This is a genomic window from Streptomyces sp. NPDC005262 (assembly GCF_042872425.1).
GTDB lineage: Bacteria > Actinomycetota > Actinomycetes > Streptomycetales > Streptomycetaceae > Streptomyces.
This window is the reverse complement of record NZ_JBIAKK010000001.1, coordinates 455,044-481,906: the sequence shown is the minus strand read 5'-3', so window position 1 is coordinate 481,906 and position 26,863 is coordinate 455,044. Positions and strand designations below refer to the sequence as shown.

Annotated in this window: 23 protein-coding genes; 17 read left to right on the top strand and 6 right to left on the bottom strand. The window is 68.6% G+C overall.

The window, feature by feature from the left end; genetic code table 11:
- Nucleotides 1-119 precede the first annotated feature (119 nt).
- Genes ACFYP5_RS02080 through ACFYP5_RS02065 form a run of 4 tightly spaced genes read left to right on the top strand, consistent with a single transcriptional unit; the run spans nt 120 to nt 4,194 of the window.
- Nucleotides 120-1,052, top strand: a complete 933-nt coding sequence (locus tag ACFYP5_RS02080) for an ABC transporter permease (RefSeq protein ID WP_389029316.1) — start codon at nt 120-122, stop codon at nt 1,050-1,052.
- Nucleotides 1,045-1,989 carry an ABC transporter permease gene (locus ACFYP5_RS02075; RefSeq protein ID WP_389029313.1) on the top strand — a complete coding sequence of 315 codons (945 nt, stop codon included), beginning with the start codon at nt 1,045-1,047 and terminating at the stop codon, nt 1,987-1,989. Before ACFYP5_RS02080 ends, ACFYP5_RS02075 begins: the two co-directional genes overlap by 8 nt.
- 11 nt (nt 1,990-2,000) lie before the next feature.
- Nucleotides 2,001-3,059, top strand: coding sequence for an ABC transporter ATP-binding protein (locus tag ACFYP5_RS02070; protein WP_376517371.1), 1,059 nt, complete (start codon nt 2,001-2,003; stop codon nt 3,057-3,059).
- Nucleotides 3,052-4,194 carry an ABC transporter ATP-binding protein gene (locus tag ACFYP5_RS02065; protein WP_030915225.1) on the top strand — a complete coding sequence of 381 codons (1,143 nt, stop codon included), beginning with the start codon at nt 3,052-3,054 and terminating at the stop codon, nt 4,192-4,194. The genes ACFYP5_RS02070 and ACFYP5_RS02065 overlap by 8 nt, the downstream gene beginning before the upstream one ends.
- Nucleotides 4,195-4,396: 202 nt before the next feature.
- Here ACFYP5_RS02065 and ACFYP5_RS02060 read toward each other — a convergent pair whose 3' ends face one another.
- The 5 genes from ACFYP5_RS02060 to ACFYP5_RS02040 all read right to left on the bottom strand — a co-directional run bounded on the left by ACFYP5_RS02060 (nt 4,397) and on the right by ACFYP5_RS02040 (nt 10,504).
- Entirely contained in the window at nt 4,397-5,485 is a 1,089-nt protein-coding gene (locus ACFYP5_RS02060; RefSeq protein ID WP_389029308.1) for an ABC transporter ATP-binding protein, read from the bottom strand.
- A gap of 26 nt (nt 5,486-5,511) precedes the next feature.
- Nucleotides 5,512-6,477, bottom strand: coding sequence for an ABC transporter ATP-binding protein (locus tag ACFYP5_RS02055; protein ID WP_389030687.1), 966 nt, complete (start codon nt 6,475-6,477; stop codon nt 5,512-5,514).
- 71 nt (nt 6,478-6,548) lie between these two features.
- A complete protein-coding gene (locus ACFYP5_RS02050; RefSeq protein WP_389029305.1) occupies nt 6,549-7,529 on the bottom strand; it encodes an ABC transporter permease in 981 nt (326 codons plus the stop codon).
- Between the two features lie 87 nt (nt 7,530-7,616).
- Nucleotides 7,617-9,401, bottom strand: a complete 1,785-nt coding sequence (locus tag ACFYP5_RS02045) for an ABC transporter substrate-binding protein (protein WP_389029303.1) — start codon at nt 9,399-9,401, stop codon at nt 7,617-7,619.
- Nucleotides 9,402-9,475: 74 nt separating this feature from the next.
- Nucleotides 9,476-10,504 (bottom strand): ABC transporter permease, encoded by a 1,029-nt coding sequence (locus ACFYP5_RS02040; RefSeq protein WP_389029299.1) that lies wholly within the window; start codon nt 10,502-10,504, stop codon nt 9,476-9,478.
- 440 nt (nt 10,505-10,944) lie between these two features.
- Here ACFYP5_RS02040 and ACFYP5_RS02035 point away from each other — a divergent pair, with 440 nt between their 5' ends.
- From ACFYP5_RS02035 to ACFYP5_RS02015, 5 genes are all read left to right on the top strand, one after another.
- Nucleotides 10,945-12,585 carry an ABC transporter substrate-binding protein gene (locus ACFYP5_RS02035; RefSeq protein ID WP_389029296.1) on the top strand — a complete coding sequence of 547 codons (1,641 nt, stop codon included), beginning with the start codon at nt 10,945-10,947 and terminating at the stop codon, nt 12,583-12,585.
- 94 nt (nt 12,586-12,679) lie between these two features.
- Nucleotides 12,680-13,603: an ABC transporter permease gene (locus tag ACFYP5_RS02030; RefSeq protein WP_389029293.1), complete on the top strand. Its 924-nt coding sequence runs from the start codon at nt 12,680-12,682 to the stop codon at nt 13,601-13,603.
- A complete protein-coding gene (locus tag ACFYP5_RS02025) occupies nt 13,596-14,570 on the top strand; it encodes an ABC transporter permease (RefSeq protein ID WP_389029290.1) in 975 nt (324 codons plus the stop codon). The genes ACFYP5_RS02030 and ACFYP5_RS02025 overlap by 8 nt, the downstream gene beginning before the upstream one ends.
- A 13-nt stretch (nt 14,571-14,583) precedes the next feature.
- Nucleotides 14,584-15,561, top strand: coding sequence for an ABC transporter ATP-binding protein (locus ACFYP5_RS02020; RefSeq protein WP_389029287.1), 978 nt, complete (start codon nt 14,584-14,586; stop codon nt 15,559-15,561).
- Nucleotides 15,551-16,711 carry an ABC transporter ATP-binding protein gene (locus ACFYP5_RS02015; RefSeq protein ID WP_389029285.1) on the top strand — a complete coding sequence of 387 codons (1,161 nt, stop codon included), beginning with the start codon at nt 15,551-15,553 and terminating at the stop codon, nt 16,709-16,711. The genes ACFYP5_RS02020 and ACFYP5_RS02015 overlap by 11 nt, the downstream gene beginning before the upstream one ends.
- Before the next feature lie 161 nt (nt 16,712-16,872).
- On the opposite strand, the gene ACFYP5_RS02010 is transcribed toward ACFYP5_RS02015, so the two are convergent.
- Nucleotides 16,873-19,005 (bottom strand): prolyl oligopeptidase family serine peptidase, encoded by a 2,133-nt coding sequence (locus tag ACFYP5_RS02010; RefSeq protein ID WP_389029282.1) that lies wholly within the window; start codon nt 19,003-19,005, stop codon nt 16,873-16,875.
- Nucleotides 19,006-19,209: 204 nt separating this feature from the next.
- Here ACFYP5_RS02010 and ACFYP5_RS02005 point away from each other — a divergent pair, with 204 nt between their 5' ends.
- The 8 genes from ACFYP5_RS02005 to ACFYP5_RS01970 all read left to right on the top strand — a co-directional run bounded on the left by ACFYP5_RS02005 (nt 19,210) and on the right by ACFYP5_RS01970 (nt 26,821).
- A complete protein-coding gene (locus tag ACFYP5_RS02005; RefSeq protein WP_030915260.1) occupies nt 19,210-19,404 on the top strand; it encodes a hypothetical protein in 195 nt (64 codons plus the stop codon).
- A 63-nt stretch (nt 19,405-19,467) separates the two neighbouring features.
- The gene (gene mshB / locus ACFYP5_RS02000) at nt 19,468-20,421 is read left to right on the top strand and encodes an N-acetyl-1-D-myo-inositol-2-amino-2-deoxy-alpha-D-glucopyranoside deacetylase (RefSeq protein ID WP_389029279.1); all 954 of its coding nucleotides are present in this window, start codon (nt 19,468-19,470) and stop codon (nt 20,419-20,421) included.
- Nucleotides 20,418-20,864 carry a DUF6113 family protein gene (locus ACFYP5_RS01995; RefSeq protein WP_389029277.1) on the top strand — a complete coding sequence of 149 codons (447 nt, stop codon included), beginning with the start codon at nt 20,418-20,420 and terminating at the stop codon, nt 20,862-20,864. Before mshB ends, ACFYP5_RS01995 begins: the two co-directional genes overlap by 4 nt.
- 175 nt (nt 20,865-21,039) lie before the next feature.
- Entirely contained in the window at nt 21,040-23,163 is a 2,124-nt protein-coding gene (locus ACFYP5_RS01990) for a hypothetical protein (RefSeq protein WP_389029274.1), read from the top strand.
- A 187-nt stretch (nt 23,164-23,350) separates the two neighbouring features.
- Nucleotides 23,351-24,286 (top strand): ABC transporter ATP-binding protein, encoded by a 936-nt coding sequence (locus tag ACFYP5_RS01985; RefSeq protein ID WP_389029271.1) that lies wholly within the window; start codon nt 23,351-23,353, stop codon nt 24,284-24,286.
- A complete protein-coding gene (locus ACFYP5_RS01980) occupies nt 24,283-25,038 on the top strand; it encodes an ABC transporter permease (protein WP_389029268.1) in 756 nt (251 codons plus the stop codon). The genes ACFYP5_RS01985 and ACFYP5_RS01980 overlap by 4 nt, the downstream gene beginning before the upstream one ends.
- Nucleotides 25,035-26,213 (top strand): sensor histidine kinase, encoded by a 1,179-nt coding sequence (locus ACFYP5_RS01975; protein WP_389029265.1) that lies wholly within the window; start codon nt 25,035-25,037, stop codon nt 26,211-26,213. The genes ACFYP5_RS01980 and ACFYP5_RS01975 overlap by 4 nt, the downstream gene beginning before the upstream one ends.
- On the top strand, nt 26,210-26,821 hold the full coding sequence (locus tag ACFYP5_RS01970; RefSeq protein WP_389029262.1) for a DNA-binding response regulator: 612 nt from the start codon (nt 26,210-26,212) through the stop codon (nt 26,819-26,821). Before ACFYP5_RS01975 ends, ACFYP5_RS01970 begins: the two co-directional genes overlap by 4 nt.
- The last annotated feature ends 42 nt before the right edge of the window (nt 26,822-26,863 follow it).

The window sequence follows — 26,863 nt, the reverse complement described above, 5'->3', positions numbered from 1 at the left end:
TTCCGGACCAGCCTGCACGCCGTGGCCGGGGGGCCCTTTCGCGTCACCGACGACCCCACAGGGGGTCGGTGACGGGGGAGGGCCCGTCGGCTGCCGCTCGCCACTTACATGGAGGCACCATGGGGCGCTATGTCGCACGACGACTGCTCCAGATGATCCCGGTCTTCATCGGGACAACCCTGCTCATCTTCCTGATGGTCTACACACTGCCCGGCGACCCCGTGCGGGGACTCTTCGGAGACAAGGGTGCTGACCCTGCCACCCTGGCCGCCATGCGGCACCAACTGGGGCTGGATCAGCCGATCCTGCAGCAGTACTGGAATTACATGACAGGCATCGTCCTGCATTTTGATTTCGGTAATCAGATAGCCAGCGGTCGTCCGGTCACGGACGTACTCGGTGACGCGTTCCCCGTCACTCTGCGACTGGCCGCCATGGCGTTCCTCATCGAGATCGTTCTCGGTATCGGCCTCGGCATGGTCGCCGGGCTGCGTGCAGGCCGCCTCGCGGACAACGCGGTCCTGGTCTTCACCCTGCTGATCATCTCGATCCCGGTCTTCGTCCTCGGCTTCATCGTCAAGTCGGTGTTCGCGTTCCAGCTCGGCTGGATCGAACCGAACGTGTCGGGCGAGGCCAAGTGGGACGAGTTGATCGCCCCGGCCGTCGTGCTGGGATCACTCTCACTCGCCTACGTGGCGAGGCTGACGCGTACGACGATGGCCGAGAACCTGCGGTCGGACTACATGCGTACCGCCGTGGCCAAGGGACTTCCCAAGCGCCGCATCGTCGGTGTGCACCTGATGCGCAACTCGCTGATCCCCGTCGTCACCTTCCTCGGTACGGACCTTGGGGCCCTGATGGGCGGCGCGGTCGTGACCGAGGGCCTGTTCAACGTGAAGGGCATCGGCGGCACCATCTACGAGTCGATCGTCCGTCGCGAGGGCACCACCCTGGTGGGGCTGGTCACCGTACTGGTGCTGGTCTACCTCTTCATGAGCCTGCTCGTCGACCTGCTGTACGCGGTCCTGGACCCGAGGATCCGTTATGCCTGACGTGATCAAGACCGCACCCGCGACCGAGGACCCGAAGACCGCGGTGGCGGAGCCGGTGGCCGTGAAGGCCGAGAAGGCCCGCAGCCTCTGGGGCGACGCGTGGGTCGACCTCCGCACCAACTGGTACTTCGTCATCTCGTCCGTCCTCATCGTGATCCTGCTCGTGATGACGGCGTTCCCGGGGCTGTTCACCAGTGCCTCGCCCACCTTCAGCGACCTGGCGCACCACTTCCTCGGCAAGCCCGAGATCGGCAAGGTCGGCTCGGCCGAGTGGCTGGGTTACGACGGTCAGGGCCGCAGTGTCTACGCGCGTGTAATTTACGGCGCCCGGGCCTCGGTGACCGTCGGTATCTCCGTCACGCTGCTGGTGACCGTGTTCGGTGGCCTGATCGGCATGGTGGGCGGCTACTTCGGCGGCTGGGTCGACGCGCTCCTGTCCGGGTTCACCAACATCTTCCTCGGACTGCCCTTCCTGCTCGGCGCCATGGTGGTCCTGCAGGCGTTCACCGACCGCACCGTCTGGAGCGTGACCCTCGCGCTCGCGTTCCTCGGCTGGACGCAGATCGCGCGTGTCATGCGCGGTGCCGTCATCACCATCAAGCAGGCGGACTACGTCCAGGCGGCCAGGGCTCTGGGCGCGAGCACGTCCCGGATCCTGTTCAAGCACATCCTGCCGAACGCCATGGCCCCGGTGATCGTCGTCGCGACCATCTCGCTGGGTGTGTACATCTCGGCCGAGGCCACCCTGTCCTACCTGGGCCTGGGGCTCGCCGACCCGGCGATCTCCTGGGGTGGCGACATCTCCGCCGGAGCCAGCCAGATCCGCGTCGCGCCGCACATCCTGCTGTACCCGTCGATCATGCTCAGCATCACCGTTCTGGCGTTCATCATGCTCGGCGAAGCCGTCCGCAACGCCCTCGATCCGAAGTCGCGATAAGGAGGGCGTACGTGACTACCATCGACAAGACCGCCGAAGTCCCGTCCCCGCGCTCGGGTGACGACCACGTCGGCCCGCTGCTCGAAGTCCGTGACCTGCACGTGGAGTTCCACACCCGTGACGGCGTGGTCAAGGCCGTCAACGGCGTGAACTACAGCGTGAACGCAGGGGAGACGCTCGCCGTTCTCGGTGAGTCCGGCTCCGGCAAGTCCGTGACGGCGCAGGCCATCATGGGCATCCTCGACATGCCGCCGGGCAAGATCCCCCAGGGGGAGATCCTCTTCCGCGGCCAGGACATGCTGAAGATGTCCTACGAGGAGCGCCGGCAGATCCGTGGCCAGAAGATCGCGATGATCTTCCAGGACGCGCTCTCCTCGCTGAACCCGGTCCTCACCGTCGGCTACCAGCTCGGCGAGATGTTCCGGGTCCACCAGGGCATGTCCAAGAAGGACGCGCAGGCCAAGGCCATCGACCTGATGGACCAGGTCAAGATTCCGGCCGCCAAGGCCCGGGTCTCGGACTACCCGCACCAGTTCTCCGGCGGTATGCGTCAGCGCATCATGATCGCCATGGCGCTGGCCCTGGAGCCGGACCTGATCATCGCGGACGAGCCGACCACCGCGCTCGACGTGACCGTGCAGGCCCAGGTGATGGATCTCCTCGCAGAGCTCCAGCGCGAGTACAACATGGGTCTCATCCTGATCACCCACGACCTCGGTGTCGTCGCCGACGTCGCGGACAAGATCGCCGTGATGTACGCGGGCCGGATCGTCGAGACCTCCCCGGTCCACGAGATCTACAAGCGCCCGGCACACCCGTACACCAAGGGTCTGCTGGAGTCGATCCCGCGGCTGGACCAGAAGGGCCAGGAGCTCTTCGCGATCAAGGGTCTGCCGCCCAACCTGCTCCGCGTGCCCTCGGGTTGTGCCTTCAACCCCCGCTGCACGATGGCACAGGACATCTGCCGTACGGACATCCCGGCTCTGCGCCCGGTGACCGAGCAGGACGGCACCGAGCTGGTCGGCCGCGGCAGCGCCTGCCACTTCTGGAAGGAGACGATCCATGGCTGACATCAACAAGGAGCCCGTGGACGCCACCCCGAACGTCACCGAAGTGGAGACGGTCGACGCGGCCACCGAGGCGGAGGCCGTTGCCGCCATCGAGGCGCCGGTGTCGCAGGGCGAGCCGATCCTCCAGGTCCGTAACCTGGTCAAGCACTTCCCGCTGACCCAGGGCATCCTGTTCAAGAAGCAGGTCGGTGCGGTCAAGGCCGTGGACGGCATCTCGTTCGACCTGTACCAGGGTGAGACGCTCGGCATCGTGGGCGAGTCCGGCTGTGGCAAGTCCACGGTCGCCAAGCTCCTGATGACGCTGGAGCGGGCCACCGCCGGTGAGGTCTTCTACAAGGGCCAGGACATCACCAAGCTGTCCGGCCGCGCGCTGAAGGCCGTACGCCGGAACATCCAGATGGTGTTCCAGGACCCGTACACCTCGCTCAACCCGCGTATGACGGTCGGCGACATCATCGGGGAGACCTTCGAGATCCACCCCGAGGTGGCCCCCAAGGGCGACCGGCGCCGCAAGGTGCAGGACCTCCTGGATGTCGTGGGTCTCAACCCGGAGTACATCAACCGTTATCCGCACCAGTTCTCCGGCGGTCAGCGCCAGCGCATCGGCATCGCCCGCGGCCTCGCGCTCAACCCGGAGATCATCATCTGCGACGAGCCGGTCTCCGCGCTCGACGTGTCGGTGCAGGCGCAGGTCATCAACCTGATGGAGAAGCTGCAGGACGAGTTCAACCTCTCCTACCTCTTCATCGCGCACGACCTGTCGATCGTCCGGCACATCTCGGACCGGGTCGGCGTCATGTACCTCGGCAAGATGGCCGAGATCGGTACGGACACGCAGATCTACGACCACCCGACGCACCCCTACACCCAGGCGCTGCTGTCGGCGGTCCCGGTTCCGGACCCGGAGGCCCGTGAGGGCCGCGAGCGGATCATCCTCACCGGTGACGTCCCGTCGCCGGCGAACCCGCCGTCGGGTTGCCGCTTCCGCACCCGCTGCTGGAAGGCCCAGGACAAGTGCGCGACGGAGGTGCCGCTGCTGGCGATCCCCGAGCGCTTCAAGTCCTCGGACACCCCGGCCGCGCACGAGTCGGCGTGCCACTTCGCTGAGGAGAAGGACGTCGTGCACGCGGCGTAGTTCTCCTCGAAGGCGCAGACAAACAGGAAGGCGCCCGGAACCGATCGGTTCCGGGCGCCTTTCCCATGTCCCGGGAACCGGGCTCGCGGGTGGCTCGGGTCAATGGGCCGACGTGCTCGGTTCCTCGGGCCGAAGGGGCCGGGTGGAGCGGACCGATCGGATCCGTCTCCGCCCGGCCGTCTCCGGGGCGAGGGCAGGGGTGTCAGCCCCCGGCCTTGGGGTCCTCGGTGTTCTTCCCCGCCGGGCTGGGCGCGCCCTGGGCCGTACGCGCCCGTGGGACGGCCGGCGCGGTGCCGGGGTCCTCCGGGTGGTGGCAGGCCGTCAGATGGCCGTCCCGGCTGCCCTCGATGCGTACCAGCGGCGGCGTCTCGCTCGCGCACTTGTCCGTCGCCTTCCAGCAGCGGGTGCGGAACCGGCAGCCCGACGGCGGGTTGACCGGCGACGGCACATCGCCGGTCAGCCGGATCCGCTCACGGACCGGTACGTCGTCGGCAGTGGCCTCGGGCACGGCGGAGAGCAGCGCCTTCGTGTACGGGTGGCGCGGGTTGCCGTACAGATCGTCCCGGTCGGCGATCTCCACGATCCGGCCGAGATACATCACCGCGACGCGCTGCGAGAAGTGACGTACGACGGCGAGGTCGTGCGCGATGAACAGGAACGCGATGCCGAGTTCCTTCTGCAGCTTCTGCAGCAGGTTCACCACCTGCGCCTGGATCGACACGTCCAGCGCCGAGACCGGCTCGTCGGCGACGATCAGCTTCGGCTCCAGGGCGAGCGCCCGGGCCACCCCGATGCGCTGGCGCTGACCGCCGGAGAACTCGTGCGGGAAGCGGTTGTAGTGCTCCGGGTTGAGCCCCACGGTCTCCAGCAGTTCGCGTACGCGCGCCTCGCGGCCGCCGGCCGGTTCGATGTCGTTGATCTCCATCGGCCCGGCGACGATCTTGCCGACGGTCTGCCGCGGGTTCAGCGAGGCGTACGGGTCCTGGAAGATCATCTGGATCTCGGAGCGGACCGGCGCCAGCTCGCGTCGCGAGGCATGGGTGATGTCCTGCCCGCGGTACGAGATCTTGCCGCCGGTCGGCTCCAGCAGCCGGGTGACCAGCCGGCCCGTCGTGGACTTGCCGCAGCCGGACTCGCCGACCAGGCCCAGGCTCTCGCCCTCGGAGACCGTGAAGTCCAGTCCGTCCACGGCCTGCACCGCGCCGACGGTCCGCCGGATCGGGAACCCGCCCCTGATCGGGAAGTGCTTGGTGAGTCCGGCGACGTCCAGGAGGGGATCGGTGCTGCTCATAGTGGGGAAGTCCCGTCTCTTGTACGTCAGTTGGGCCGGGTGGCGGCGAAGTCGGCGAAGAACTGGGTGCGCTGCTCCGGGGTGAGGTGGCAGGCGGCCCCGCGTCCGCCCACCAGCTCCAGCGGCGGCTGGTCGGTCGCGCAGCGCGCGCCGCCGACCTGCTCGGTGAACGAGCACCGCGGGTGGAACCGGCAGCCGGTCGGCGGGTTGAGGAGGCTCGGAGGGGTGCCGGGGATCGGCGACAGCGGTACGTCGACGGGTCCCTCGAGGGTCGGCATCGACCCCAGCAGGCCCCAGGTGTAAGGGTGCTGGGGCGCCCGCAGCACCTCCTTCTTGGTGCCGCGCTCCACACACCGCCCGCCGTACATCACCAGCACGTCGTCCGCGATGTCGGCGATGACGCCGAGGTCGTGGGTGATGAAGATGATCGAGGTGCCGGTCTCCTGCTGGAGCTCCTTGAGCAGGTCGATGATCTGGGCCTGCACGGTGACGTCCAGCGCGGTGGTCGGCTCGTCGGCGATCAGCAGCTCCGGGTTGCAGACCAGCGCCATGGCGATCATCGCGCGCTGGCGCATACCGCCGGAGAACTGGTGCGGGTAGTCGTCGACCCGCAGATCGGGCTGTGGGATGCCCACCTTGGTGAGCATCGCGATCGCCCGGGCCCGGCTCTCCCGCTTGGAGGCACCGGTGTGCTTGCGGTACGTCTCGGAGATCTGCTTCCCGATGGTGTGGTACGGCGAGAGGGAGGCCAGTGCGTCCTGGAAGATCATGGCCATCTTGTTGCCGCGCAGCCGCTCCAGCTCCCGCTCCGAGGCGGTGAGCAGGTCCTGCCCGTCGAGCAGGATCTCCCCCTCGATCTCGGTGTGGTCGGGGTGGTGCAGGCCGAGGATCGTCAGGTTGGTGACGGACTTGCCGGAACCGGACTCGCCGACGATGCCGAGCGTGCGGCCCCGTTCGACGTCGAACGACAGCCCGTCGACGGCCTTGACCATGCCGTCATCGGTGGAGAAGTGCACGCGCAGATCGCGTACGGAGAGGAAGGGGGTGCTCACTGGGTCTCTCCCTAGGCGAGGCGGACGCGTGGATCGATGAGGGCGTAGACGGCGTCGACGATGATGTTGAAGACGACGATCGCCGCTGCCGCCACCAGGACGACGCCGAGCAGCAGCGGCAGGTCGTTGTCGAGGACGGCCTTGATGGAGAGCGCGCCGATGCCGTGCAGTCCGAAGGTCTTCTCGGTGATGATCGCGCCGCCGAGGAGCAGGCCGAGGTCCAGTCCGAAGATGGTGACGATCGGTCCCATGGCGCCGCGCCAGGCGAACCGGAAGAAGACGGTGCGCCGGGACAGGCCCTTGGCGCGGGCCGTGCGCACGTAGTCCTCGCTCAGCGTCTCGACGAGCTGGGAGCGCGCCATGCGTGTGTAGTTGGCGGTGAAGATGAGCGCCAGCACGAACCACGGCAGCAGCAGTCCCTGGAACCAGCCGGCCGGGTCCTCGGTGAAGGGGACGTCCTTGGGACGGCTGAGGATGTGCCACTGGTCCGCCAGGTAGTACATGGCGACGACACCGACGATGTAGATCTGCATCGAGGAGAAGACGAGGGAGGCCGAGGAGGCCACCTTGTCGACCGCTTTGCCCTGCCGGACCGCGGCCAGCATGCCGGTGCCCACGCCGAAGAGCACGAAGATGACGGCGCTGCCCACCGAGAGGGAGAGGGTCGTCGGGAAGCGGTCGATGATCGTGCCCAGGACCGGCTCACGGTTGTGGAAGGAGTACCCGAGGCATGGCGCGGGACAGTGCCCGAAGGCGGTGTAGTCCCGGCCGACGAAGACGGCTCGCAGCCAGTGCCAGTACTGCACGGGCAGCGGATCCGAGATGCCGAGGTTGCGCTTTACCAGTGCCAGCGTCTCGGGCGTGCACACCTTGCCGCAGGCAACGCGGGCCGGGTCGCGGGGTGCGACGTAGAAGAGGACGAAAGTGATGGCACTGATGATCAGCAGGATGACCAGTGCGCCGATTGCCCGGCGGATGAGGAAGCGGAACATGGCGATGGATTTCCCTGGCAGACGCCGACGAGGGGGAGGGGAGCGGGCGGGGCGCCGCAGGGGCGCCCCGCCTCGGGGGTGTGGGCGTCAGGCCTTCACGAACAGCTTGTAGAAGACGGCCGAGGACCACAGCGGGTGGAACATGGCGCCGCCGACCTTCGAGCCGTACAGGTAGAAGCGGCGCTGGAACGTCTCGGGGATGATCGGCGCCTCCTCCGTCATGATCCGCTTGTCCAGCGCTGCCCAGGCCTTGCCGGCCGCGGCCGGGTCGGCGATGGTGACGTTCTTCTTGATGGCCGCGTCGACCCAGTCGACCTTCAGCTGCGAGATGTTGTTCGAGCCGTTGGCGACGGTGCCGCCGTCGAACAGCGGCTGCACCAGCGTGTAGCCGGTCGGCCAGTCCGGGGACCAGCCGAACCACATCACGTCGAACTTGTTGTCGATCTGCTGGACCTGGTCGTAGTAGCTGGTCGAGTCCAGCGGTTTGATGACCGGGTCGAAGCCCGCCGCCTTGAGGGCGTTCTCGATGACGACCTTGGTCTTGTCGTAGGTGTTGCTCTGCGGGAAGGCGTAGACGACCTTCTGGCCCTCCTTGCCCGCCTCCTTCAGCAGCTTCTTGGCCGCCTCGGGGTCGCCCTGCGGCTTCTTCAGCTTGCCGTAGACGTCGTCGTGGGCGTAGCCGAGGATGTCCGGGCTGAGGATGGACGTCGCGTAGTCACCGGCCGACGGGCCACCGTAGATCTTGCGGATCTGCTCCAGCGGCCAGGCGTGGATGAGTGCCTGACGTACCTTCAGGTCGGTGATCCGCTTGGTGTTGATGGCGTAGTAGTAGATGCCGGTCAGCAGGCCGTTGAAGGTGCGCTTCTTCAGCTCGGGGTCGGTCAGCACCTTCTGGATGCGCTCGGCCGGGACACCGCTGTACGCCATGACCGCGTACTGGTCGTCGCCGTCGTCGGCGATCATACGGTCCGTCGCCGGGAGCGATTCCGGACCGAACTCGTACACGAAGCTGTCCGGGTAGGCGTTACGGATCGAGTCCGTGTTCGGGTCCCAGTGCGGGTTGCGCACCAGCGTCATCGACTTGTCGACGGCGTGGCTCTTGACGCGGTACGGACCACAGGAGACCGGGTCCTTGTCGTACCTCTCCTTGCTGTCGCCCTTGACCGGGACGGCACCGTAGGAACTCATCGCAAGGGTGAAGTTGAAGTCCGGACGGGCCTCGGCGAGCTTGAAGGTGATGGTCTTCGCCGCGGTGTCGGTGACGACCGAGTCGAGGTGCTTGCCGCTGAACGGGCCCTTGTACTTCGACCGGAAGTCGGTGCTGCCGGTCAGTGCGGTCTGGGCGTATCCGGCACCCTCGGTGGTGAAGCTGGCGAAGCCGCGCTCGATGCCGTGGCGCACGTCCTCGACGGTGAGATCCTTGCCGTCCTCCCACTTCAGACCGTCCTTCAGCGTGAAGGTCCAGGTCTTTCCGCCGTCGCCGATGGTGCCGGCGTCGGTGGCAAGGTCACCGACGAGCTTCATCGAGCCGTCCGGCGCGATCTTGTAGCCGGTCAGGCATCGGATGAAGAGGTCACCGACCGCGGAGTTCCAGGAGAAGTAGATGCGCTGCGGGTCGAGGTGGGAGAAGTCGTCCGGGGCGATGCCGCGGATCGTGCCACCCTTCTTCGCCCCCTCGACCTCGGGTGCGGGACCGGTGGAGTCCTCCTTGGTGCCGACGACGACGGCGCCGGTGTACTTGTCGGCACCGCCGTGCCCGCCACCCTTGTCGCCCTTGCCGGCCGTGCTGCCGCTGCTGCAGGCGGAGAGGACCATCGAGCCACCGGCCGCGACCGACGTGGCGATGACGAAGTTCCTGCGGGAAAGAGACATGGCTTCCTGCCCTGGTCGATGGAGAGAAACGATGGATCCGGCGGGCCCCGTCGCCCGGTCGGAGGAAGTACGGTTCAGCGCCTGGTCTTCGGGTCGAGTGCGTCACGCACCGAGTCACCCAGGAGGTTGAAGGCGATCACGAAGATCACCATCGTGACGCCGGGGAAGAGCATGAACGTGATGTCGCTCTGGTAGACGTCCGAGCCGCGCTGGATCATCACGCCCCAGTCGGGCGTCGGGGAGGTCAGCCCGACACCGAGGAAGGCGAGGCCCGCCTCGGCCGTGACGTACGCGGGCAGCGCGAGCGTCGCCTGGATGAGGATCGGCGTCCAGAGGTTGGGAAGCAGTTCCTTGAAGATGATCCGTGCCGGCGATGCGCCGGTGACCTTGGCCGCCTCGATGAACTCGCGCTCGCGCAGGGCGAGTACCTCGCCGCGCAGCAGACGCGCGATGGACGCCCAGCCGAAGGCGGTCATCACCGAGATGAGACTGACGACGGTCAGCCAGACCGGGGTGTTCTCCTCCGGCGAGACCAGGATCGAGATCATCACCGGCCAGAAGGCGATGAAGAAGAGCGTGGAGGGGAAGGCCAGCAGGATGTCGATGACCCGGCCGACGAGGTAGTCGGTCTTCCCGCCGAGATAGCCCGCGGTGATGCCGACGGCGATTCCGATCGCCGTCACCAGCAGGGTCGTGGCCGCCGCGATGAGCAGCGAGTTACGCATCGCGTAGAGCAGGAACGTGAAGACGTCCCGGCCGAGTCCGGGTTCGATGCCGAACCAGAAGTCGCCGCTGATACCGCCGTTGGGCAGGACCGGGGAGCCGAAGTCGTCGAGCAGACTCGTGTCGTTCTGGCCGTAGGTCGTGTACGGATCCTTGCCGTACAGCTTGGCGATCAGCGGGGCGCAGAGGGCCACCACGAAGAAGGCGATGACCACGTAGGCCGAAATCATGCCGGTGCGGTCGCGCTTGAAGCGCCGCCAGGCCAACTTCCCCGGTGAACGGCCCTCGCCGCCCTTGGGAGCCGAAGGGTCCGGCGTCGGCACCGCCTTCGCATCCACTACCTCAAGAGGAGCGGTTGTGTGCGGGGTTGGAATCGTCATGGTGCTCCTGGCCCGAGGGTCGAAGGACTCCGCAGGGCAACACCTACGGGCTACCCGGACTTTTTCAACGCAATTCACGGAGGGTCAATGAATGTCCGGTTGACTTGAGGTGCTCTTTGGGAGTTTGACGGATACATGACCAACGATTGCCCTTCGGTTTGCTGTCCCGTGACCCAATCGAAAGGATGTTCGTTGCATCCGAGGAGGAACCCGGCAATGAGTCCGATATGCGGGCGGCGCTGTCTCGGAATTCGTACATCCACCCAATCGGATGCGTGGGTGATGCGCTTTCGATGCGCGGCTGTTATCAGCCCGCTGCTCACCGGAACGCGTCCGTGGCGGTCCCGTGGCGCTCGGATGGGTGGTGTAAATGTGCAAAAGGTATGCGATCCGGCGATATTTGACTCCACGTGAGACGGAGCTCGATGAGGAGGCATTCCATGCGCGGAGCCACACAGGCCAAGTGGGCCGCATGTGCCGTGACCGTCGCCCTGGTGGCGACGGCCTGCGGTGGCGGCGGCGGGGGCGGCGGTGGTGGTGGCGGTGGTGGCGCCAATGGGATCGTCAGTTCCTCGTGGGGTGACCCGCAGAACCCGCTGGAGCCCGCCAATACCAACGAGGTGCAGGGCGGCAAGGTCCTCGACATGGTCTTCCGGGGGCTGAAGAAGTACGACCCGAAGACCGGTGCGGCGACGAACATGCTCGCCGAGAAGATCGAGACCACCGACTCGCAGAACTTCACCATCACGGTGAAGGACGGCTGGACCTTCAGCAACGGCGAGAAGATCACCGCGAAGTCCTTCGTGGACGCCTGGAACTACGGCGCCCTGCTGAAGAACAATCAGAAGAACGCCTACTTCTTCGGATACATCGACGGTTACGACAAGGTCCACCCCGACACCGGCAGTGCCAGCGCGGCGAAGCTCTCCGGCCTCAAGGTCGTCGACCCGATGACCTTCACGGTGAAGCTGTCGCAGAAGTTCTCGCTCTGGCCCGACACCCTCGGCTACCCGGCCTTCGCCCCACTGCCGCAGAGCTTCTTCAAGGACCACGCGGGCTGGCTCGCCAAGCCCGTCGGCAACGGTCCGTACACCATCGACAAGTACACCAAGGGCTCCTCGATGAGCCTGCGCAAGTGGGACAAGTACCCCGGGGACGACAAGGCGCAGAACGGCGGTATCGACCTCAAGGTCTACACCGACAACAACACCGCCTACACCGATCTGATCGCGGGCAACCTCGACCTCGTCGACGACGTACCGGCCTCGCAGCTGAAGAACGTCAAGGCGGACCTCGGCGACCGGTACATCAACACCCCGGCCGGCATCATCCAGACCCTCGCCTTCCCCTTCTACGACAAGAAGTGGGACACCCCCGGCGGCATCAAGGTCCGCCAGGGCCTGTCGATGGCGATCAACCGCGCCCAGATCACCGACCAGATCTTCCAGAAGACCCGCACCCCCGCCTCCGACTGGACGTCCCCGGTCCTCGGCGTGGACGGCGGCTTCAAGGAGGGGCTGTGCGGGGCTCCGTGCGAATACAACGCGGCGAACGCCAAGAAGCTGATCCAGGAGGGCGGCGGCATCCCCGGCGGCCAGCTGAAGATCTCGTACAACGCGGACACCGGCTCGCACAAGGAGTGGGTCGACGCCGTCTGCAACAGCATCAACAAGGCGATGGGGAACAACAAGGCCTGCGTCGGCTCCCCGGTCGGCACCTTCGCCGACTTCCGCAGCCAGGTCTCCCAGCAGAAGCTCACCGGCGCCTGGCGCGCGGGCTGGCAGATGGACTACCCGCTGATCCAGAACTTCCTGCAGCCCCTCTACTACACCAACGCCTCGTCCAACGACGGCAAGTGGAGCAACAAGAAGTTCGATTCCCTGGTCGACAAGGCCAACGCCGAGTCCGACAAGGCCAAGGCCGTCTCGACCTTCCAGGACGCGGAGAGGGTCCTCGCCGAGCAGATGCCCGTCATCCCGCTCTGGTACCAGAACGGCAGCGCCGGCTACTCGGAGCAGATCACCGACGTCGCGCTGAACCAGTTCAGCGTCCCGGTGTACGAGCAGATCAAGGTCAAGTAACCCCGCAGGGCCGGATGGCCGGTGCGCTGTGCCGCACCGGCCATCCGGCTTCCCCATCCCCGCGCCACCGACCCCCGCGACCTCCGGAGCCTTCATGGGACGTTATGTGATCCGGCGGCTGCTGCAGATGATTCCGGTCTTCTTCGGCACCACGCTGCTGATCTTCCTCATGGTGAACGTGATGGGCGACCCCATCGCGGGTCTCTGCGGCGATCGCCAGTGCGATCCGGCGACCGCCGCCCAGCTCCGCTCGGAATTCGGCCTCGATAAGCCGGTCTGGCAGCAGTACGCCACCTACATGGGCAATGTCTTCACCGGTGACTTCGGCACCGCGTTCAACGGCCAGAAGGTCACCGAGCTGATGGGCACCGCCTTCCCCATCACCATCCGGCTCACCATCGTCGCGATCGTCTTCGAGGTCGTCATCGGTATCACCCTCGGCGTCGTCACCGGCCTGCGCCGCGGCCGGCCCGTCGACACCACGGTGCTGATCCTGACCCTGGTCGTCATCTCCATCCCGACCTTCGTCACCGGTCTGCTGCTCCAGCTCCTCCTCGGCGTGCAGTGGGGCGTCATCAAGCCGTCCGTCTCCCCCGAGGCGCCGTTCAACGAACTCCTCATCCCCGGACTCGTCCTCGCCTCGGTCTCCCTGGCGTACGTCACCCGGCTCACCCGGACCTCGATCGCCGAGAACGCCCGCGCCGACTACGTCCGTACCGCCACCGCCAAGGGCCTCCCCAGGCGCCGGGTCGTCCTCCGGCACCTTCTGCGCAACTCGCTGATCCCCGTCGTCACCTTCATCGGCACGGACGTGGGCGCCCTGATGGGCGGGGCGATCGTCACGGAGCGCATCTTCAACATCCACGGCGTCGGCTACCAGCTCTACCAGGGCATCCTGCGCCAGAACTCCCAGACCGTCGTCGGTTTCGTCACCGTCCTGGTCCTCGTCTTCCTGGCGGCCAACCTGATCGTCGACCTCTTGTACGCCGTTCTCGACCCGAGGATCCGCTATGCCTGAGCAGACGCCGGACGAAGCGATCTCCCCGGGCGGGGCAGGAGCAGCCATGGATCTCGCTCTGGCGCAAGGGGAGACGCTGGAGAAGACACCGGGCGGCCCCGAGGGCACCGGACCTGCCGAGAAGCCCCGCAGTCTCTGGTCCGACGCCTGGCGTGACCTGCGCCGCAACCCGGTCTTCATCATCTCCTCCTTGATCATCCTCTTCCTGGTGATCATCTCGATCTGGCCGTCGCTGATCGCGGACCAGGACCCCCTCAACTGCGACCTGGGCAAGGCTCAGCAGGGTTCCCAGCCCGGCCACCCGTTCGGCTTCGACGGTCAGGGCTGCGACGTCTACACCCGCACCGTCTACGGGGCCAGGACATCCGTCACCGTGGGCGTCTGCGCCACAGTCGGAGTCTCGATCCTCGGCGGCATCCTGGGCGGTCTGGCCGGCTTCTTCGGCGGCTGGTGGGACTCGTTCCTGTCCCGTATCACCGACATCTTCTTCGGCATCCCGGTCGTCCTCGGCGGCCTGGTCTTCCTCTCCGTGGTGACCAGCTCGACCGTCTGGCCGGTGATCGGATTCATCGTGCTGCTGGGCTGGCCGCAGATCGCCCGTATCGCCCGTGGCTCGGTCATCACCGCCAAGCAGAACGACTACGTCCAGGCGGCCCGCGCGCTCGGTGCGTCCAACGCCCGGATGATGCTTCGCCACATCGCCCCCAACGCGGTCGCCCCCGTGATCGTCGTCGCGACCATCGCCCTGGGCACGTACATCTCTCTGGAGGCGACGCTCTCGTTCCTCGGCGTCGGTCTGAAACCGCCGGCGGTCTCCTGGGGCATCGACATCTCGGCCGCCTCCCAGTACATCCGCAACGCCCCGCACATGCTGCTCTGGCCCGCCGGAGCGCTGGCGATCACCGTGCTCGCGTTCATCATGCTCGGCGACGCGGTGCGCGACGCCCTCGACCCCAAGCTGCGCTGAGGAGCCCGTTGCCATGTTGCTCGAAGTGCGCGATCTGCACGTGGAGTTCCACACCCGGGACGGGGTGGCCAAAGCCGTCAACGGGGTCAACTACGCGGTGGCCGAGGGCGAGACGCTCGCCGTCCTCGGCGAGTCCGGCTCCGGCAAGTCGGTCACGGCACAGGCGATCATGGGCATTCTCGACATGCCGCCGGGGAAGATCAGCAGCGGCGAGATCATCTTCAAGGGCCGCGATCTGCTCGAGCTCAAGACCGACGAGCGCCGGAAGATCCGCGGCCAGGAGATGGCCATGATCTTCCAGGACGCGTTGTCGTCCCTCAACCCCGTGCTCAGCGTGGGGGACCAGCTCGGCGAGATGTTCGTCGTGCACCGGGGGATGTCCCGTAAGGACGCCAGGCTGAAGGCCATCGAGCTGATGGACCGGGTCCGCATCCCGGCCGCGAAGGAACGCGTCGGGAACTACCCGCACCAGTTCTCCGGCGGCATGCGCCAGCGCATCATGATCGCCATGGCGATGGCGCTGGAACCCTCGCTGATCATCGCGGACGAACCCACGACCGCCCTCGATGTGACGGTTCAGGCCCAGGTCATGGACCTGCTCGCCGAGCTCCAGCGCGAGCTCAACATGGGACTCATCCTGATCACCCACGACTTGGGCGTGGTCGCGGACGTCGCCGACTACATCGCCGTCATGTATGCGGGCCGGATCGTGGAGTCGGCCCCCGTCCACGAGATCTACAAGGCCCCCGCCCACCCGTACACCAAGGGCCTACTCCAGTCGATCCCACGGCTGGACCAGAAGGGCCAGGAGCTGTACGCGATCAAGGGGCTGCCGCCGAACCTGCTGCACATCCCGCCCGGCTGCGCCTTCAACCCGCGTTGCCCGCTGGCCCAGGAAATCTGCCGCGGCGAGGTACCGCCGCTGTTCGAGGTGGCCCAGCACCGCGAGAGCGCCTGCTACTTCTGGAAGGAGACGCTCGATGCACGCTGAGCAGGGGAGCATCCGCGCGGGCGGCGAACCCATTCTGGAGGTCCGCGACCTCGTCAAGCACTATCCGCTGACTCAGGGCATCCTGTTCAAGAAGCAGGTCGGTGCGGTCAAGGCGGTCGACGGCGTCTCCTTCCAACTGGCCGCGGGCGAGACCCTCGGCATCGTGGGGGAGTCGGGCTGCGGCAAGTCGACCGTCGCCAGGATGCTCGTCCATCTGGAACAGCCGACGGCCGGCTCGATCACGTACAAGGGCCAGGACATCACCGAGCTGTCCGGCCGCGCGCTGAAGGCCGTACGCCGGAACATCCAGATGGTGTTCCAGGACCCGTACACCTCGCTCAACCCGCGGATGACCGTCGGCGACATCATCGGGGAGCCCTACGAGATCCACCCCGAGGTGGCCCCCAAGGGCGACCGGCGCCGCAAGGTGCAGGACCTGCTCGATGTCGTCGGTCTCAACCCGGAGTACATCAACCGCTACCCGCACCAGTTCTCCGGCGGTCAGCGCCAGCGCATCGGTATCGCCCGCGGCCTCGCGCTCAACCCGGAGATCATCGTCGCCGACGAGCCGGTCTCGGCCCTCGACGTCTCGGTGCAGGCCCAGGTCATCAACCTGCTCGACCGGCTGCAGGCGGAGTTCAACCTGAGTTACGTCTTCATCGCGCACGACCTGTCCATCGTCCGGCACATCTCCGACCGGGTCGGCGTGATGTACCTGGGCCGATTCGCCGAGATCGGTACGGACGAGCAGATCTACGACCACCCCACGCACCCGTACACCCAGGCGCTGCTGTCGGCGGTGCCGGTGCCCGACCCGATGGCGCGCGAGCACCGGGAACGCATCATCCTGCACGGCGACGTGCCGTCCCCGGCCAACCCGCCGTCCGGCTGCCGCTTCCGCACCCGCTGCTGGAAGGCCCAGGAGCGGTGCGAACTGGAGGTTCCGCTGCTCGCGGTTCCCGCGGTCTTCCGGCTGACGGACACCCCGGCCCATCACGACTCGGCGTGCCACTTCGCGGAGGAGAAGCAGGTGGTGCCGCCCGGCGAGGAGACCGCCGAGGAGCCGGAAGGACCGGGGGAGAGGCCCGAAGAGCCGGGGGAGAGGCCCGAAGAGCCGGGGGAGCCGGGCACCGGCCCCCGTATTCGTTAACGCATGGGCAACTCGGCTGTCGCACGTCCGATATACGAACGCGCCAGCATGAACGGCGTACGGCCGTGCGGGTGCCGTGAACCGGCCGGGAGGGCTTTCGAGCCCCCCGGCCGGTTGCCCGTTGACCACGGTCCCTGCGCCGCCGGACCGCGTGGCCGGAACTACTCGCTCAGCCCCAGTGACCGCTTCAGGAAGTCCACCTGCAGCAGGAGCAGATTCTCCGCGACCTGCTCCTGCGGAGTCATGTGCGTCACCCCGCTGAGCGGCAGCACCTCATGCGGCCGCCCGGCCGAGAGCAGCGCCGACGACAGCCGCAAGGAGTGCGCGACGACCACGTTGTCGTCCGCCAGACCGTGGATGATCATCATCGGCCGGACCTGGTCCGCGGCCTCGGACAACCCCTCGTCGGTGAGCAGCGAGTTGCGGGCGTACACCTCGGGCCGGGTCGTCGGGTCGCCGAGATAGCGCTCGGTGTAGTGGGTGTCGTACAGCCGTTGGTCGGTCACCGGGGCACCCACGACGGCCGCGTGGAAGACGTCGGGCCGTCGCAGTACGGCCATGCCCGCGAGGTATCCGCCGTACGACCAGCCGCGGATCGCCACCTTGGAGAGATCCAGCGGGAACCTTTCGGCGAGCGCGTGCACCGCCTCCACCTGGTCGTCCAGCGTGAGGACCAGGTTGTCCCTGATCGCCTTCTCCCAGGCGGGGGAGCGCCCCGGAGAGCCGCGGCCGTCCGCGACGACCACCGCGAAGCCCTGGTCGGCGAACCACTGCGAGGTGAGGTGCGGATTGTGCGCGGCGACGACCCGCCGGCCGTGCGGCCCACCGTACGGATCCATCAGGACCGGAAGCGGACCGTCCGACTCCTGGTAGTCGGTGGGGAGCAGCACGGCGCACGGAATCCGGTGTGCGCCCCCCTCGGTGAGCTGCACCCTCGGCGACAGAACCGGCTCCTCGGCGCATGTCGCGACCGCGGCGATCTGCTTGCCGTCCCGCAGTACCCGCACCGCGGCGCCGGGCCGCTCCAGCGAGGTGGAGACCAGCACGGTCACCCCGCCCGCCCGGACCGCCGAGTGCACTCCCGCACCCTCGGAGACCCGCTCCACGCCCAGCTCGTTGACCCGGTACACATGGCTCTCGCCGATCTCCGGCTCCGCGGCCTCCTCGCCCGCCGACGCCGTCACCAGGACATCCGATTCACCGATGTCCAGGACCGCCAGGATCTGCAACTGCGCCCCGGTCAGCGGCCGGTCGCCGACCGAGAGCACCCGCGCCCCGCCCTCGTCCACGATCCGCACCAGCCGACCGTCCGGCGCCCACGCGGGCACCCCGGCGAAGAGGTCCAGCCACACCGGGTCCTCGTCGACGTGGACCGTCCGTGTCGTACCGCTCTCCGGGTCCACCGCGAGGAAGAGCTGACTGCGCTGGTCGCGGGCCTGGACAAGGATCAGCGGGGCACCCTGGGACGACCAGTGCACCTGTGCCAGATACGGGTAGCGCGACCGGTCCCACACCACTTCGGTACGGGTGCCGTCCAGCCCCAGCACCAGGAGCCGCACGTCGGCGTTTGGCGTCCCCGCCGCCGGGTACGCCACCTCGGCGGGCTTGCGGTCGGGGTGTGCCGGGTCGGCGATCCACCACCGCTTGACCGGGCTGTCGTCGACCCGGGCGACCAGCAGCCGGTCCGACTCCGGTGACCACCAGAACCCGCGCGAGCGCTGCATCTCCTCGGCCGCGATGAACTCCGCGAGACCGTACGAGATGTGGGCGTCCTCCGGCTCGGCGAGCGCCCGGTCCCCGTCGCCCTCCGCCCCCACGACCCGCAGTGCGCCCTTCGACACGTACGCGACATGGCGCCCGTCGGGCGACGGCCGGGGGTCGAGCACCGGGCCGGGTACCGGCAGCGCGCGCGTCGAACCGGCCCGCAGCTCCGCGACGTACACCTTCCCGGACAGCGCGAACGCCGCCAACTCGGCCGCCGAGTCCACCGCGTAGCCGACGATCCCCGAGGACCCCTCACGGCTCCGCTCGCGCCTCGCCCGCTCCTGCGCCGACAGCTTCTCCGCCGAACCGCCGAGCAGGGTCCCCGGGTCGGCGACGACGCGCTCCTTCGGCGTGCCGTCGGCCGCCAGGTCCAGCACCCAGAGCTTGTTGGACCGGTCCGTGCCGGAGGCCGACCGCAGGAAGATCACCCGCTCCCCGTCCGGCGAGACGGTGAACGCACGGGGAGCGCCGAGGGTGAACCGCTGCGTCCTGGCGTGCTGTCGGGGAAACGAAAGCTTCTGCAAGGTCATAACCCCGAACCCTAGGGCCTGATGGGGCATCGGTCCCCGGACCCGACAGAGCACCCGACCATCCGGTCGTGCGCCCCTCGTGCTGCTGTGCCCCGATCAATGCGATGGCACGGATAGTTATGATCCGTAGCGCTCGGTGGGTAAGAACTTGCCGGCTCCATGCGTGCTGCCTGTCCCCGACCGTACTGATGGAGGTGAACCGCCGTGGCACTCTCGATTTCGGCGGTGGTGCTGCTGGCGATCGTCGTCTTCCTGCTGATCCGGAAATCCGGACTGAAGGGCGGACATGCGGTGGTCTGCATGCTGCTCGGTTTCTATCTCGCCAGTTCGTCCATCGCGCCCACCATCTCGGAACTGACCACGAATGTGGCCGGCATGATCGGGGGCATCAAGTTCTGACCCGGAGCCCGGGCCGCCCGCCACGGTCGGACCGTGGGCCCGTCGGCTCGTAGGGTGGGTCCCATGAAGGACCTTCCCGCCCGTCGTCTGCTCCTGGTGCACGCGCACCCCGACGACGAGTCGATCAACAACGGCGCCACCATGGCCCTGTACGCGGCCCAGGGCGCCCAGGTCACCCTGGTGACCTGCACGCTCGGCGAGGAGGGCGAGGTCATCCCGCCCGAGCTCGCGCACCTCGTGGCCGACCGGGACGACACCCTGGGTACCCATCGCATCGGTGAACTCGCCGCCGCGATGAAGGAGCTCGGGGTCACCGACCACCGGTTCCTGGGCGGACCCGGCCGGTTCCGTGACTCCGGAATGATGGGCGCCGAGCAGAACCACCGGCCCGGCGCCTTCTGGAACACGGACGTCGACGACGCCGCCGCGTACCTCGTGGAGGTGATCCGCTCGGTACGGCCGCAGGTCCTCGTCACGTACGACCCCGACGGTGGCTACGGGCACCCGGACCACATCCAGGCGCACCGCGTCGCGATGCGCGCCGCGGATCTGGCGGCCGACCCCGCCTACCGCACCGGGCCCGACGCCCCGCAGGCATCTCCGGACACCTCGCCGCACACCGTCGACAAGATCTACTGGAACCGGGTGCCGCGGTCCGTCGCCGAGCAGGCCTTCGCCCGGCTGCGCGCCACGGCCCCCGACGCCTTCCCAGGGATCGCCGCGATCGACGACGTACCGGGTGTGGTGAACGACACGCAGATCACCACGGAGATCGACGGCGCGGCACACGCGGCGGCCAAGACGGCGGCCATGCGGGCGCATAGCACCCAGATCGCCGTGGACGGTCCGTTCTTCGCCCTTTCGAACGATCTGGGACAGCCCGTCTTCACCACCGAGTACTACGAGTTGGTACGCGGAGCCTCCGGAGCGACCGCGGGCGTGAGGGAACACGATCTCTTCGCGGGCGTACCGGGCGTACCGGGCGTACCGGAAGCACAGTCGGGAGCACGTCCATGAGCAACGGCAAGCAGCGCCCGCCCCGCACCGGTACCCCGCCCGGAAAGCCCGTGCCCACCGGCCTCGCCGCGCCCCTGAACCCCGGCCGCATCGGCGCCTACCTGGGCCTCGCGGTCCTCGGCGTGCTCGTCGGGATCGCCGGCGCGTTCGTCCAAGCCGCCTGGTTCCCCGGCGGTTTGCTGCTCGCCCTGGCGGCCGCGGCCGGACTGTTCTACGGCGGCCGGCTGCTCACCGGCACCCAGCTCGGCGCCCTGGCGCCCGCCGCGGGCTGGCTGATTTCGGTCGTCGTTCTACTCGGCGGACGCCCGGAGGGCGACTACCTCTTCGGCGACGAACTGGGCCTCACCCTCTTCATGCTGGGCGGGATGGCGATCGCTGTGATGTGTGCCACCATGTCGCGGTCACCCCAACAAGGCGCCGACAGCGGTCGACCTGGCAAGTAATGTGCCACGTCCGATCCCGTAATGCCCCCTGTTCGTCCGGGGGGTGCGCCGCCGTCTCCCCCGGTCGCGGGGTGGCCGGCGGCGGCGGCCAGTATGGTGGTTCGCGCGCCGAGCCGTCCCCTGGCCTGCGGCATGGGGGAAGTACGGGCGGCGGAGCCAATCGGGAGAACCTGCTTTGAGTCGTGAAACTGACAGTTCGTCCTCCGGGCCCCAGGGGCGCGGGGGAGCCGCGTACCCGTCGGGTACGCCGCCGTACGGATCACGCCAGTATCCGTCGCTGCACCCTTCGCAGGACGCCCCTGAGGAGTCCCCGGAGTCTGCGGATGCGCCTCAGCCCGAAGAGCCGAGGACCGAGACGACACTGACGACGCGCATCCGGATCAACATCCCCGGCTCGCGCCCCATCCCGCCGGTCGTCATGCGTACGCCGATGAGCGACGCGGACGCGGACGCCTCGCGTGAGCGCACAGGCAGCACGCCGCGCCCGGGCGGGCCCGCATCCACCGGCGCACCGGGTGCACAGGGTGAACCGGCCGACGAGGCGCGGGACGGAGCGGCGGCCGCGGAACCGGCCGCCGACAAGCCCTCCAGAGGGAAGAGCGGCAGCGACTGGTTCGCCCCGCGCAAGGCTCCGACGAACACGTCGGTGGTCGGCGGCGCGGGTGCACCGGCCGGCGGTGGCCCGGGCGCGGGTGCCGGTGCGGACGTGGACGCCGGTAGATCTGCCGGACCCGTCGGACCGCCCCCGCCGCGCGCCGACCTTCCGTACTTCTCGGAGGGTCCGCAGCGCGCGGGCGACCAGGGGGCGCCCCGCCCCGGTGCCCGTGACGAGTTCGGCGGGGACGAGATTCCCGGGCCGCGCGCCACGCCGAACCTCGGCGTGCGTACACCGGGCCCGTCCGGTGCCACCACCGGTCCGGTCACGGGTGCCTCGCCGCTCACCCCGAACCTCGGTGGGACGGACGGATTCGCCGGCCGCCCCGGTGGCCCGTCCGGCGTGTCCGGTCCCGGTGCTCCCGGTGGCGTGCCCCCGCGGATGTCCGACGACACGGCCGTCCTGACGCCGCAGTTCGCGGCGCCGGGCTCCGGTGCCGGGGGCAATGTCTCCGGGGACACGCTCACCAGTGGCATCCCGGTCGTCCCGCCGGACCACCGCTCGCCGTCCGCCCCGTCGCCGTTCGCGCGGCCGGGCGCTCCCGGTGGCCCGGGTGGTCCGGGCGTGCCCGGTCCCGGCCTGACGCCCGGTCTCCCGGGCAGCCCGATGGGTACCGGACCGGGTGGGCCGGGTGGACCGGTTCGCCCCGGTGCCCCGGCACCCGCCGCCGCCCGCCCTGCCCCGGCCCCCGTGAAGAAGGGCCGCTCCAAGCTGGTCCTGCTCTGCGCGGGAGTCGTCGGTCTGGCCGGAGTCGCGTACGGCGCGGGCCTGCTGATGAACCACTCCGAGGTCCCCAAGGGCACCACCGTCCTCGGCGTCGACATCGGCGGCGGCACGAAGGAGCAGGCCGTCGCCAGGCTGGACGCGGCGCTCGGCGAACGCGCCAAGGCCTCCCTCCAGCTGTCCGTGGACGGCAAGAACACGCAACTGGCCCCGGAGAAGGCCGGTCTCTCGCTGGACAGCCAGGAGACCGTGCGCGATGCCGCGGGCAGCGACTACAACCCGGTGTCGGTGATCGGCTCCCTCTTCGGCGGCGAGCGGAAGGCCGACCCGGTGATCCCGGTCGACGAGGAGAAGCTCGGCGTCGCGCTGACCGATCTGGCGGGTGCCTCCGGCTCCGCCCACGACGGCACGATCAAGTTCGAGCCGGGCAAGGCCGTCGAGGTCCCCGGCAAGGTGGGCAAGGCACTGGACGTCAACCGGTCGATGATCTCGGTCCGGGACGCGTACCGCGCCCAGGTGCAGACCGGCAAGCCGGCCACGGTCGAACTGCCGGTCGCCACCCGCGAGCCCACCATCGACCAGGCCGAACTGGACCGGGCCATGAACGACTTCGCGAAGCCCGCGATGTCCGGCCTGATCACCATCAAGGCCGGGCCCAAGCAGATCCAGTTCGGCCCCGCGAAGTCGCTGCCGCAGATCCTGTCCATGAAGGCGATCAACGGTCGGCTGGTCGAGGTCTACAACAAGACCGCGATCGACACCCTCTGCGACGGTGTCTTCGACGGCATCATGATCACCAAGGGTGACGGCAAGAAGCACCAGCTCAGTGCGGACGACGTGGCGCATGCCATGCAGACCGCGCTGCTCGGCAAGACCCCCGCCGAGCGCACCGCCACGATCGCCCTCGACGGCAACGGATAGCACCACCCGTACCGCCGCAGTACGCACGGCACCGCCCCCGCCCGGACCTCCGGCCGGGGGCGGTGCCGTGCGTACGCCACGAGGGCGGCGCACCGGCGGTGTCACGCGTCCGGCATGACATCTGTCATCCCCGATTCACGACCCGTGACCCTGCCGGTCGGACACCCCGCTCCGCCAGGCTGGGCGCATGACAACGACAGCCACCGAAGCCACCACCGCGCAAGCGGCTGTGGTCAGCTTCGACCAGGTCAGCAAGGCATACGGGGACGTGCGTGCCGTCGACGGACTCTCCCTCGACCTGCACCCCGGCGAGACCGTGGCGCTCCTCGGCCCCAACGGCGCCGGAAAGTCCTCCACCCTCGATCTGCTCCTCGGTCTGCGCACCGCGGACTCCGGCACGGTCCGGCTCTTCGGCACGTCCCCGCAGGAGGCGATCGCCCGGGGCCGGGTCGGCGCGATGCTGCAGAGCGGCGGCCTGATGGAGGACGTCACGGTCGAGGAGATCGTCCGGCTCGTCTGCCATCTGCACCCCCGCCCGTACCCGGTCTCCGACGTCCTGGCCCGCGCGGGCATCGCGTCGATCGCCGACCGGATGGTCAACAAGCTCTCCGGCGGCCAGGAGCAGCGCGTACGGTTCGCGCTCGCCACCGCCGGGGCCAACGACCTGATCGTCCTCGACGAACCGACCACCGGCATGGACGTCACCGCCCGCCAGGCCTTCTGGGCCACCATGCGCGAACAGGCCGAGCAGGGCCGTACCGTCCTGTTCGCCACGCACTACCTCGAAGAAGCCGATGCGATCGCGGACCGCGTCCTCGTCCTCCACAAGGGCCGGCTCCTCGCGGACGGCACCGCGGCCGCGATCAAGGCGAAGGCCGGGGCCCGCCGGATCTCCTTCGAGCTGGAAGCCCCGATCGACGAAGCGGCCCTGCGTGACCTGCCGTTCCTGTCCACGTTCGACATCAGCGGCAACAGGGTTCGTATCCAGTCGCACAACGCCGACGCGACCGTCCACGCGGTCTACGCGCTCGGCCTCTACCCGCGCGAACTCGAAGTCGCAGGACTCGGCCTGGAGCAGGCCTTCGTCGCCATCACCGAGGCCGAGGAGGCCAGGACCGCATGATGAATCTCTTCTCGTGGACACTGATCAGGCTCGAAGTGACCCGCACCCTGCGGAACAAGAAGTTCATGTTCTTCTCGATCATCTACCCGTCGGTGATCTACCTGCTGATCTCCGGCACGCAGAACACCACCGACAAGGTCCCGCACACCGACCTGACGCTGCAGGCCTTCTTCATGGTCTCGATGGCCTCGTTCGGCGCGCTGACCGCCGTACTGATGGGCAACAGCGAGCGCATCGCCAAGGAGCGTGAGAAGGGCTGGGTCCGTCAGCTGCGCCTGACCGCACTGCCCAGCCGCGGCTACGTCCTGGCGAAGATCGCCAGCGCCGCGATGGTCACCCTGCCGTGCATCGTGGTCGTCTTCCTGGTCGCCGCCGCCGTCAAGCACGTGCGGATGGACGCCTGGCAGTGGTTCGCGCTGGTCGGGGTCATCTGGGCCGGTTCGCTCGTCTTCGCCGCGCTCGGGGTCGCCATCGGCTACGTCGCCAGCGGCGACGCGGTCCGCCCGATCACCATGATCATCTACTTCGCGCTGTCGATCCTCGGCGGCCTGTGGATGCCCAGCGCGACCTTCCCGCAGTGGCTCCAGAACATCTCCGAGTGGCTGCCCACCCACGCGTACGCTTCACTCGGCCAGGCCGTCGAGATGGGTGGCTCGCCGCACGCCAAGGACGTCGGCATCCTCTGCGTCTACTTCCTGCTCTTCGCGGGTGGCGCGGCCTGGCTCTACCGGAAGGACACCCTCAAGGCGTGAACGACGACGCGACGTTCGTAGGGATCGGGCGCCCGCCGACCAACCGCCGCCAGGTGGGCGTCAAGCTGCTCTGGATCGGCATCTGGCTGGCGTTCATGAGCGCCCCGGTCAAGGACCTCCTCGACGGCGACCATACGCCGTGGGCCACCGCTCTGGGCGCCCTCGGCCTGGTGGTCTTCGTCGGGACGTACCTGGTCCTCGTCTTCCGCCACACGTCGAAGGCGCTGGACCGTCGCCGGGTCGGCACGACGATCGCCTTCCTCGGCGCCCTGGCCGTCGCCCTCTCCCTGACGCTGGGCACCCCGTGGCTGGTCCTCTTCGTGTACGTCTCCGTCACCGTCGGGGCCACCCTGCCCCTGCGGACCGCCGGCTGGCTGATCCCCGCCGTCACCGCCGTGCTCGTCGGCATCGGCCTGACCGGCGACCACCCGCGCGAGATCATCACCGCCCTGGTCGTCCCCGCACTCCTCGGCGGGTTCGCGATGACCGGCGTACGGCAGATGATCCGTACGACCATCGAGCTGCGCGAGGCCCGCGCCACCGTCGCCCAGCTCGCCGCCAACGAGGAGCGGCTGCGGCTCGCCCGCGATCTGCACGACCTGCTCGGCCACTCGCTCTCCCTGATCACGCTCAAGAGCGAGCTGGCCGGACGGATGCTCCCCGACCACCCCGACCAGGCGGCGCTACAGGTCGCCGACATCGAACAGGTCAGCCGGCAGGCCCTTGTGGACGTACGCAGTGCTGTCACCGGCTACCGGCGGCCGACGCTCCCCGGCGAACTGGCCGGAGCCCGTACCGCACTCGCCGCCGCCGGCATCACCGCCGACGTCCCGACGGATGCCCCCGACGACCTCCCCGAGAAGCCGGAGGAAGTCCTCGCCTGGGCGCTGCGGGAAGCCGTCACCAATGTCGTACGCCACAGCGGCGCCCGCCGCTGCACGGTCACCCTCGCTCCCCGCCAGACCCTCGGCGGTCGGATCCTGGAACTCACGGTGGCGGACGACGGCCGGGGCGGCTCCGGTACGAAGCCGGGCAACGGCCTCACCGGCATCACCGAACGGCTCGCCACGGTCGACGGCACGATGGCCACCCGCCCCACCAACTCCGCATCCGGTAAAGGCTTTACCCTCACCCTCAGTGTTCCGCTCGGATCCGGCCTAGGATCCGGGGAATGAGCATGATCAGACTCCTCCTCGCCGAGGACCAGTCCATGGTGCGCGAGGCCCTCGCGGCGCTGCTCGGTCTGGAACCCGACATCGAGGTGGTGGCCCAGGTCGCCCGCGGTGACGAGGTGCTCGCCGCGGCCCGCGAGCACGCCGTCGACGTCGCGCTCCTCGACATCGAGATGCCGGGCATGACCGGAATCGAAGCGGCGGCACTTCTGCGGAGCGAACTCCCGGCCGTGAAGGTCGTCGTCGTCACGACGTTCGGCCGCCCCGGCTATCTGCGCCGCGCGATGGAGTCGGGCGCGGACGCCTTCCTGGTGAAGGACGCCCCCGCCGCCCAACTCGCGGCAGCGGTACGCAAGGTGCTCGCCGGCGAACGCGTCATCGACCCGACGCTGGCGGCGGCCGCGCTCGCCGACGGGGCGAGCCCACTGACCGAACGCGAGCGCGATGTCCTGCGTACGGCGGCCGACGGCTCCACCAACGCGGAGATCGCCACCGCGCTCCATCTCTCGCAGGGCACGGTCCGCAACTACCTGTCCACGGCGATCCAGAAGATGGCGGCGCGGAACAGGGCGGAGGCGGTACGGATCGCGAGCGAGAAGGGCTGGCTGTAGCGGCCCCGAATCAGGCCCCGCGGGTAGGGACGGGGCGACCCG

What these genes read in the sequence shown, in the direction of transcription:
- ACFYP5_RS02080 (WP_389029316.1), top strand. Translation starts at nt 120, where the DNA reads ATGGGGCGCTATGTCGCACGACGACTGCTCCAGATGATCCCGGTCTTC.
- ACFYP5_RS02075 (WP_389029313.1), top strand. Translation starts at nt 1,045, where the DNA reads ATGCCTGACGTGATCAAGACCGCACCCGCGACCGAGGACCCGAAGACC.
- ACFYP5_RS02065 (WP_030915225.1), top strand. Translation starts at nt 3,052, where the DNA reads ATGGCTGACATCAACAAGGAGCCCGTGGACGCCACCCCGAACGTCACC.
- ACFYP5_RS02060 (WP_389029308.1), bottom strand. Translation starts at nt 5,485, where the DNA reads ATGAGCAGCACCGATCCCCTCCTGGACGTCGCCGGACTCACCAAGCAC.
- ACFYP5_RS02055 (WP_389030687.1), bottom strand. Translation starts at nt 6,477, where the DNA reads ATGGTCAAGGCCGTCGACGGGCTGTCGTTCGACGTCGAACGGGGCCGC.
- ACFYP5_RS02050 (WP_389029305.1), bottom strand. Translation starts at nt 7,529, where the DNA reads ATGTTCCGCTTCCTCATCCGCCGGGCAATCGGCGCACTGGTCATCCTG.
- ACFYP5_RS02045 (WP_389029303.1), bottom strand. Translation starts at nt 9,401, where the DNA reads ATGTCTCTTTCCCGCAGGAACTTCGTCATCGCCACGTCGGTCGCGGCC.
- ACFYP5_RS02040 (WP_389029299.1), bottom strand. Translation starts at nt 10,504, where the DNA reads ATGACGATTCCAACCCCGCACACAACCGCTCCTCTTGAGGTAGTGGAT.
- ACFYP5_RS02035 (WP_389029296.1), top strand. Translation starts at nt 10,945, where the DNA reads ATGCGCGGAGCCACACAGGCCAAGTGGGCCGCATGTGCCGTGACCGTC.
- ACFYP5_RS02030 (WP_389029293.1), top strand. Translation starts at nt 12,680, where the DNA reads ATGGGACGTTATGTGATCCGGCGGCTGCTGCAGATGATTCCGGTCTTC.
- ACFYP5_RS02025 (WP_389029290.1), top strand. Translation starts at nt 13,596, where the DNA reads ATGCCTGAGCAGACGCCGGACGAAGCGATCTCCCCGGGCGGGGCAGGA.
- ACFYP5_RS02020 (WP_389029287.1), top strand. Translation starts at nt 14,584, where the DNA reads ATGTTGCTCGAAGTGCGCGATCTGCACGTGGAGTTCCACACCCGGGAC.
- ACFYP5_RS02015 (WP_389029285.1), top strand. Translation starts at nt 15,551, where the DNA reads ATGCACGCTGAGCAGGGGAGCATCCGCGCGGGCGGCGAACCCATTCTG.
- ACFYP5_RS02010 (WP_389029282.1), bottom strand. Translation starts at nt 19,005, where the DNA reads ATGACCTTGCAGAAGCTTTCGTTTCCCCGACAGCACGCCAGGACGCAG.
- mshB (WP_389029279.1), top strand. Translation starts at nt 19,468, where the DNA reads ATGAAGGACCTTCCCGCCCGTCGTCTGCTCCTGGTGCACGCGCACCCC.
- ACFYP5_RS01995 (WP_389029277.1), top strand. Translation starts at nt 20,418, where the DNA reads ATGAGCAACGGCAAGCAGCGCCCGCCCCGCACCGGTACCCCGCCCGGA.
- ACFYP5_RS01985 (WP_389029271.1), top strand. Translation starts at nt 23,351, where the DNA reads ATGACAACGACAGCCACCGAAGCCACCACCGCGCAAGCGGCTGTGGTC.
- ACFYP5_RS01980 (WP_389029268.1), top strand. Translation starts at nt 24,283, where the DNA reads ATGATGAATCTCTTCTCGTGGACACTGATCAGGCTCGAAGTGACCCGC.
- ACFYP5_RS01970 (WP_389029262.1), top strand. Translation starts at nt 26,210, where the DNA reads ATGAGCATGATCAGACTCCTCCTCGCCGAGGACCAGTCCATGGTGCGC.